Below are 7,907 nucleotides of genomic sequence, written 5' to 3'. Positions count from 1 at the left end.
GTTTTTTAGAAATATCTCCTCGCCCGTAAAATTCGCAACCTCGACTTCAAAGGCTTTTTGCGGCGCAGCAGTCGCGGCGATCTCCTCTACGCCGTCAAATTTAGGAGCGACGTTTTGCGAGTTTGCCGCGCTTTCTAAAACGGCTTCAAACTCGCTAGCCTCGTCCACGCTTATCTCGCTAACTAAATTTGCAAGACCCGCGGCATTGGTCAAATTTACGTCGCCGTTTGAGGTCGGAACGCTCGCCAAATTTGCCGTGCTTTCAGCCTCGCTAGCGCCCAAGTTTTCCTGCGCGACGCTCATTTGCTTGAGCTCCATCGCCACCTCGTCTATCGCCATTTTCGCTATTTCTTCTAGTTTCATAGTTTTATCAGCCACCTTTTAAATTCGGTTATTTCTTCGTCCGTTTTCATCTTGACGAAAAAATCGCGCATCTGCTCGTTCACGCCCGTTTTTTTCCTGCTAAGGCCACTTAGACGCCTTATCGCGGCGATCGCGGCGGCGTTTGCAGGCTCGCGCTTTAGGATGTTTTTATAAACTATGAGCGCGTCGTCTTTTAGCCCTTGGGCCTCGTAGATTAGGGCTTCGGTAATCGTATCTTTCATCTTTACGCTTTTTTTACGAGCGAGGCTACGATATTGCCCATCTCACTCGTAGAGCAAATTTCTTTAGCGCCAAACTCCGCTATATCCTTCGTCCTGTATCCTTGCGCGAGCGCTCCTTTTACGGCGTTTTCGATCGCTTTTGCAGCCGTATTTTCGCCAAATGAATACCTAAGCATCATCGCAGCGCTTAGTATCGTAGCGACCGGGTTTGCGATGCCCTGCCCCGCGATATCTGGCGCGCTGCCGTGGATAGGCTCGTAGATGCCTACCTTGCCCCCGATGCTGGCACTCGGTAGCAGTCCTATCGAGCCGCACACCATGCTAGCCTCGTCGCTTAGGATATCGCCGAAGAGATTTTCCGTCAAAATCACGTCGAATTTACTAGGCGCGCGCACTAGCTGCATCGCCGCGTTATCGACGTACATAAACTCCAAATTTACCTCCGGATAGCTCTTTGCGACTTCGCTCGTGACCTCGCGCCAGAGCTGACTGGTCTCTAGCACGTTTGCCTTATCGACCATGCAGACGCGTTTTTTGCGCTTCATCGCGGTTTCAAATCCGACCTTTGCGATGCGCTCGATCTCCTCGCTCGTGTAGGTCATAGTGTTATATGCGCTGTTTTCTTTTTTCTCGCGCGGCTGGCCGAAATATATCCCGCCGGTTAGCTCGCGAACCACGATAAAATCAACACCCTGAAGGACAGAGGGCTTTAGCGTACTAGCGTCTACTAGCTCGTCAAATATCATCGCAGGGCGCAAATTTGCGTACGCGCCAAGCTCTTTTCGCAGCTTTAAAAGCCCGCTTTCAGGGCGCAGATGACGCGGCAAGCCGTCCCATTTAGGCCCGCCTATAGCGCCAAAAAGCACAGCGTCTGAGCTTAGCGCGCCGCTTAGCGTCTCGCTAGGCAAAGGCTCGCCAAATACGTCGATCGCAGCGCCGCCCATCAAGTAAAAGTTGTAGCTAAGTTCAAAACCAAACTCCGCGCTAGCCGCATCCAGCGCCTTTATCGCCTCATCCACTATCTCAGGACCGATGCCGTCGCCTTTTATCACCGCTATGTTATAAATTTTAGACATTTTATATCCTTGTTTTTGCGTATTCTATGAGGCCGCCACTTTTTAAAAGCTCTTGCATAAACGGCGGTATCGGGCTAAATTTATACTCTTTGCCGCTCGTTAAATTTACGACCGCGCCGTTATCCACGTCGATTTTTAGCTCGTCGCCTGCGTTTATCTCGTCTGTTTCTTTGATTTCTAGTATCAAAAGCCCCGTGTTAAAGCTGTTTCTATAAAAAATCCTAGCAAAGCTCTTGGCTATCACAGCACCGATGCCTGCGGCCTTAAGCGCCAAAGGAGCGTGCTCGCGCGAGCTGCCGCAGCCGAAATTTTCGCCCGCCACGATGACGTCGCCGGCGGAGATTTTTTTGCTAAACTCGGGATCGGCGTCCTCCATGATATGAGTGGCCAAGATTTTCTCGTCGGAGGTATTTAGATAGCGCGCGGCTATGATGATGTCGGTGTCGATATTGTCGCCGAATTTCCAGACTTTTGCTTGTTTCATGATTCGCCTTAAGATTAAATTTGGGCGATTTTATCTAAAAGAAACTAAATAAACAATCAAAGCGCGACAGCTAGCGGTCGGTGCGTGTAAATTTGAGGTTAAATTTAAACAGTTCGGCTCGCGAGTCAAATTTCAAATTTGATACAAAAACAAGCTCGCCGAGCAGGAAATTTAATAAACCTAGTAAATTTAAGCAGCTAGAAAAGCCGGGTTTTAAAAGCGGTGCGGGATAGCGGTTAAATTTGATTTAGAGGAAGGACGAGATATCGCTTGGATACTCGTCCGTAGATTTTTTGTTTTTACGTTTTTGTTTTTGGTTAAAATAAAACCACCGCTGCCGTTAGACAACCCCAAAGCAAGGCTCCGATAGCCATAGTTACGTGAGTTACTGCAGAATCTTTCATCTTTTTCTCCTTTATTTTTGGAGAATTATAATGACCTTTTGTGTCCTCAATGTGTCCTTTGTATGACTTTTTAAAATTTCGCGTTAAATTTGCGCTTATTTCGTCAAATTTACGGCAAACTCGGTTGCGTCGCTTGCGGCAAATTTAAATTTTCGTCAAATTTTGCGTCCGCAAGTCAAATTTGCCATGCGCCCCGATAGCTAAATTTGCCCGCAAAAGCGCAAATTTGCTCAAATTTAGCCGCGCTTTGCCTCAAATTTTACGCGCGTTTGGGATTTTCACGCTTACGGTCGTACCGCGTCCTGGCTCGCTTTCATAGCTTATGTCCCCGCCTAAAAGATGAACGATACGCCGCACGATAGATAGCCCCAGGCCGCTACCTTTGCCCTTGTGCGACTCCTCGCATTGATAAAATTTATCGTAGATTTTTTCTAGCTTTTTAGCCTCTATGCCCGCCCCCTCGTCGCTGATGCACACGACAAGCCGCCCGCCCTCTTCGCGGCAGCTCACGCCGATATCGGCGGCTGAGTACTTTAGCGCGTTATCCATCAAATTTAGCCAAATTTGCGCTAGCATCGAGGCGTTGCTGCGTACGCTTACGGCGGCTAGATCTAGATCAAACTCCCGCCCGTCGTACTTTTGCATCAGCATCGCCGCGGCCTTTCGTAGCTGCTCGTCTACTCGCACGTTTTCGTCCAAATTTACGCCCGCTTGGCTATCTAGCCGCGAGAGCAGCAGCATGTCCTCGCACAGCCTACTTAGCGAGTTTGCCTGCTCTTTTATGAGCCCCAGATACTCGTTTCTGCGCGTCTCGTCCGTCTCGTCCTGCGCGATCTCGCAGTAGCCGCTGATGACGCTTAGGGGCGTTTTTAGCTCGTGTGAGACGTTTGAGACGAAGTCCTTTTGCATGTAGTCCATTTTTTCCAGCGCCGACGCGGTCAAATTTATATTTGCCGCCAGTTCGTCCAGCTCGTGAAGGTATTCGCTATCTGCGCCGCGCTTGCAGTTTTTGCGCGCGACCCTAACGGCAAAGTCGCCTCTAGCGATCTTTCCCGCCGCTTGCCTAAAGCTCTCGACGTATCTTAAAAAATACGCCGTTACGGCATAAAATATCGCTCCGCCCGCGCCCATCACGATCGCGCAAAAGCTGATAATGCCCCAAAACATCCCAAGCTTTATCTCAAATATCCGCTCGTAAGCCAGTATCGCCGCCGACGCCGCGACGCAAAGCACGCAAAAGACGAAGATAAACATCGCCGCCGTGTAGGTTTTTAGGCTGATTAGGTATTTTTTCTTATTTTGCGTAGTATTCATATTTTATTTCCGTTTTTTTATATAGACCGATCTCTTTTATATCGCCGTTTTCATAGTATTTGTCCGCGGGCTTAAATTTGACCGAGGTTTTACGCGTCAAATTTCCCCGCTCGTCCCTGCTTATATCCTTAAACTGCAAGATTTGCCCTATTTTTGCCTCAGAGCCGAAGTAATTTACCGACGTATACTCCATCTCGTCGCCGTTTGCGGCGTAGTAATAAACCCATTTTGAGTTCGGGGCTTGCGTGATTTTTTCGTATTCGCCGTTTGGCTTGCGCTCGAAGCTTATCTCTATGCCGTTGCGCGGCTCCATATTATTTTCTATCCGCGTTAAAACGCCCTTTTCGTCGTAGACGTAGCTATCGTCCGTCACTAGCGTCCCGCCCGAATACGCCGCCCGAGCGATCATTTTGCCGTCCTTGCCGTAGGTAATTTTCTCCGTGCGCGGATAAAATTTATCCCCCACATGCTGTTCTTTGGCCGTCGCGACTAAATTTTCGCCGTCAAATTCGTATTCGTAGAGATAAACGGCGCTATCTTGATATTTTTTGCGTATTAGCCCGTCTTTACCGTACTCAAACAAAACCGAGCTGTTTGGCACGCCGTTTATATGCTCGGTTTCTTGCAGTATATAGCCGTTTTCGTTAAACTCCGTCCGCTTCACGCGCGTATTTTCTAGCGCGCCGGAGCCATCTACGGAGTATTCGTGCTCCGTAGCCGTCATGCTTTTGACCTCGCCTTTTAGATCTTTTTTACTCCAGTCGCTTTCTGGTAAAACGGCCGAGTTTAGATAGCAAACCGCCGATGCCACCGCGAAAATAGCTTTTAAAATTTTCACTTTGTCTCCCAGCCCCTCACTCGTAAATTTCGCCCTTATAGCCGATGCCGCGCACCGTAGCTATCTCAAAGTCCGTGCAGCTTTCTAGCTTGCGGCGTAGCTTTTTTACGTGCGTATCGACCGCACGCTCGTCGCTATCCGTATCGTAGCCCCAAATTTCTTGCATGATTTCAAGACGAGTGAAAATTTTGCCAGGATTTGAGAGCAGCAAAAAGAGTAGATAAAACTCCTTTGGCGCGAGCTCCACGGCCTCGCCGCCGATTTTTAGGCTAAGTGCCGCATAGTCTAGCTCGGAGTTTTTAAACCTCAGCCGCTTGCCGCTAGCGATCTTGGCTCGGCGCAAAAGCGCGTTTATGCGTAAGATCAGCTCCTTTAAATTTAAAGGCTTGCTCATATAGTCGTCCGCTCCCGTGACAAAGCCCTTCTCCATGCCATCCATGCCGCTTTTTGCCGTTATCATGAGCACGGGCAGCGACTCGTCTAGCAGCTTGATTTGCTTGGTTAGCTCGTATCCGCTAAGCCTTGGCATCATGATATCGGTGATCACAAGGTCGGCACGCTCGCTTTCTAGCAGCTGCAAAGCCAGCTCTCCGTCAAAAGCCGCAAGCGGCGAAAAGCCCTCCTGCGCGAGCTTTAGGCAGATTATTTTATTTAAATTTTCGTCATCCTCGGCGACTAAAATTTTAAACATTTATTTTCCTTAAATTTGCCCCGAATTTAACGGGCAAGGCGATAAATTTTGTCCTATTTTATCAAATTTAACTAGAATTCGGCCGGTAAATTTAGCGAAGCATCATCAAAACGCCGATAGTGCAGATAACGACGGCGGTAAAAATCTCCAAAAGTCGCAGGTGGGTTTGCAAAAATTTCTTTAGTATCGCGCCGCCAAGAGCATAGATGCTTAGCGAGCAAAACTCGATAAAAACGAGCGCAACCGTGATAGAAAGTATACGAGACAAGCTAAAAGGATCGTTCGCGTCCAAAAAAGTCGGCAACAAAGCCGATAGAAAAATCCACGCCTTAGGATTTGAGATGCAGACCACGGCGCCGTTTAAAAACATCTGCTTTTTACTCGGAAGCTGCGAGACCTTCGTGATGCTAAGCTGCCCCTTGCTAAAAAACAGCATAGCGCCAAGATATAGTAGATAAAGGCCTGCGATGATGTTTAAAACCTTAAACGCGAAGCCGTAATGCGCCAAAACTGCGCCAACACCGAGCATACAGCAAATACCTACGAAGGCCAGAGAGGCGAGCTGCCCCGCCATCATCGGTAACGCGCGCACGTAGCCCAGGCTCATGCCAATACTCATCGCGTAGGTCATGTTGATACCGGGCATCAGGCTGATAGGGAAAAACGTAACGGCAAAAAGTAGGTAGTTCATAAAGCGCCTTAAATTTTGAAGAAATAGTAAATCAAATTTAATAAATTTAAGATAAAAAACGGCGCGCGGGCGGCGGAAATTTAGCAAAATTTACTTCAGTCGTCGTTTTTGTTTTTGCATCGAGGCGGAAATTTGATTTGTTATGCGCGGGTACGTAAATTTAGCGGATTTGGCGGCGGCATTTGTTTACATTTTTTTAGAACAGCAGAGCGTAAATTTAGCAAGCAAAGCTCATCTTAGACCACATAAATTTAACCCCACAAATTTGACTTTATGTATGCGGGTTTAAATTTATCTCAAAAGCGGCTCCACCGTAGCCAAGCGCCTAACGAGATTTGCCGTAATTTTACGCTATTACGATTAGCGCGCCAAGCCCTTTGTCGGCGGCATTTTGATAAAAACCCAAAAGCCCGTTAAAATGCTCTTTTAGCTCGGCTTTGATATCTTCAAATTCGCTCTCGTACTCCCATATCTCAGGATACGTGCCTGCAGCGCCAAAGTCCGCAAAATCTACATTTGCCAAAAGTGCGTCGATATCGGTATCAGACATCGCTTTAGCTACGGCTTTTACGTCATCTGCGCCCACGTAAGATACCGCCTCACTTCCCTCCTCGCCCGCCATGCCGCGTCCAAATATCGCCCAGCTAAGCGGATTTGGCGTAGCGAAAATCTCGCCTGCACTCATCGCCTCAAACATATTTTTGTCCGTTAGCGCTTTATGCATCGCGTCCCACATTTTATCCAGGTCGTATTCGTCCAGCGCCTCGACATCGTCGCCGCCGCCGTTTTTGATCGCCTCTATATCGTCTCGCGCATAGGCGTAGTAGTGCGCGCTCATTCCCATTTTTGCTCCTAAAAAATCTCAAATTTAACGCAAATTTGCCGCTAACGGCAGCCTAAAAAGTCATCACCTGATCACACTCCGCTACCCAGCTAGCAAGGATATCCATGCTGCCCTTTATTTCGCTATCAAAGTACGGCTCGCCCGCGTGCAGACCGCATCTAGCCTCGCAGCTGCCGCAGACCTTTAGCACTACGCCGTTTGCGTGCAGTTCTTTTAGTTTTGCCGCTAGGTCAAAGTCGTAGTTTTCGGGCTTTTGCGTGCTATTTCGCGCGAGATCGACCGCGTCGTTCATCAGAAATATCCTGACGTATTCGCCCCTATTTTTGAGCGCTCCTGCTAGCCGCAATGCATTATACGCGTTGTCCGTGCCGTTATAGGGCTGATTTGTGAGGATGAGTAGAAATTTTTTCATTTTGTGCTCCTTTTGCTGGTTTTGTGGTGCAAACAGGGCAAATTTTAGCTAAGTTGCGCGTAAAATATCTTAAATTTGAGTTCAAATTTGAAATAAATTCATCGAAGTAAAAAATTGCAAAAGAGACAGCGGACCGCAAATTTAGCAACTCCGTCGTAATAAAAAACAAAGCAAAAAAAGCTAGGTAGTATGAGCTTTGCTTTGCGAATAAGAGGGCGAATTGTACGCTTTGAACAAATTTGCCTCGATATAAAAACAAGGCGGATATATCGTGAGATGATTTTAAATGTTGTGCATAATTTTTCGATTGAGACTAGCCATATAGGCTACAGGTTGAGAAAAATTAAAGCTCATTTAAAAGCGCTCACGAGATATCCGCTCAAACTCAAATTTTAGTGAGTTAGGAAAAGCTCCTGGATCTTTGCCTTATCGGTTGTTTGCGTAAGCGCAAGCATCAAGAGCACTCTAGCTTTTTGCGCGTTTAGGTTGTCGCTTGTTAAAAAGCCGTATTTGCCGTCGTCTACTTCGCCGTTCATAGTCGTCTCGCC

The 7,907-nt window shown here is 47.8% G+C and carries 10 protein-coding genes and 1 pseudogene; all 11 read right to left on the bottom strand.

Annotation, left to right across the window (positions count from 1 at the left end):
• On the bottom strand, positions 1-363 hold a 363-nt coding region (locus Q0314_RS11235; protein WP_298059088.1), incomplete at its 3' end, for a GlcNAc transferase.
• Positions 360-605, bottom strand: a complete 246-nt coding sequence (locus Q0314_RS11230; protein WP_002952078.1) for a hypothetical protein — start codon at positions 603-605, stop codon at positions 360-362. The genes Q0314_RS11235 and Q0314_RS11230, both read right to left, overlap by 4 nt.
• Before the next feature lie 2 nt (positions 606-607).
• Entirely contained in the window at positions 608-1,681 is a 1,074-nt protein-coding gene (leuB, locus tag Q0314_RS11225; protein WP_298059086.1) for a 3-isopropylmalate dehydrogenase, read from the bottom strand.
• A 1-nt stretch (position 1,682) separates the two neighbouring features.
• Positions 1,683-2,165 (bottom strand): 3-isopropylmalate dehydratase small subunit, encoded by a 483-nt coding sequence (locus Q0314_RS11220; protein ID WP_002952075.1) that lies wholly within the window; start codon positions 2,163-2,165, stop codon positions 1,683-1,685.
• A 656-nt stretch (positions 2,166-2,821) separates the two neighbouring features.
• Positions 2,822-3,883 (bottom strand): HAMP domain-containing sensor histidine kinase, encoded by a 1,062-nt coding sequence (locus Q0314_RS11215; protein ID WP_298059085.1) that lies wholly within the window; start codon positions 3,881-3,883, stop codon positions 2,822-2,824.
• Positions 3,864-4,721 carry a hypothetical protein gene (locus Q0314_RS11210; RefSeq protein ID WP_298059083.1) on the bottom strand — a complete coding sequence of 286 codons (858 nt, stop codon included), beginning with the start codon at positions 4,719-4,721 and terminating at the stop codon, positions 3,864-3,866. The genes Q0314_RS11215 and Q0314_RS11210 overlap by 20 nt, the downstream gene beginning before the upstream one ends.
• A 16-nt stretch (positions 4,722-4,737) precedes the next feature.
• Positions 4,738-5,412 carry a response regulator transcription factor gene (locus tag Q0314_RS11205; protein WP_298059081.1) on the bottom strand — a complete coding sequence of 225 codons (675 nt, stop codon included), beginning with the start codon at positions 5,410-5,412 and terminating at the stop codon, positions 4,738-4,740.
• A 91-nt stretch (positions 5,413-5,503) separates the two neighbouring features.
• Positions 5,504-6,103 carry a LysE family translocator gene (locus Q0314_RS11200; protein ID WP_298059079.1) on the bottom strand — a complete coding sequence of 200 codons (600 nt, stop codon included), beginning with the start codon at positions 6,101-6,103 and terminating at the stop codon, positions 5,504-5,506.
• Positions 6,104-6,449: 346 nt separating this feature from the next.
• On the bottom strand, positions 6,450-6,947 hold the full coding sequence (locus Q0314_RS11195; RefSeq protein ID WP_298059077.1) for a YfbM family protein: 498 nt from the start codon (positions 6,945-6,947) through the stop codon (positions 6,450-6,452).
• Between the two features lie 52 nt (positions 6,948-6,999).
• Entirely contained in the window at positions 7,000-7,359 is a 360-nt protein-coding gene (locus Q0314_RS11190) for a DsrE family protein (RefSeq protein ID WP_298059075.1), read from the bottom strand.
• 392 nt (positions 7,360-7,751) lie between these two features.
• Positions 7,752-7,907 (bottom strand): annotated as a pseudogene (ansB, locus tag Q0314_RS11185) (L-asparaginase 2); the annotation flags it as partial.

The organism is uncultured Campylobacter sp., from assembly GCF_938040115.1.
Classification (GTDB): Bacteria; Campylobacterota; Campylobacteria; order Campylobacterales; family Campylobacteraceae; genus Campylobacter_A.
This window is presented reverse-complemented; position numbering and strand designations above follow the sequence as displayed.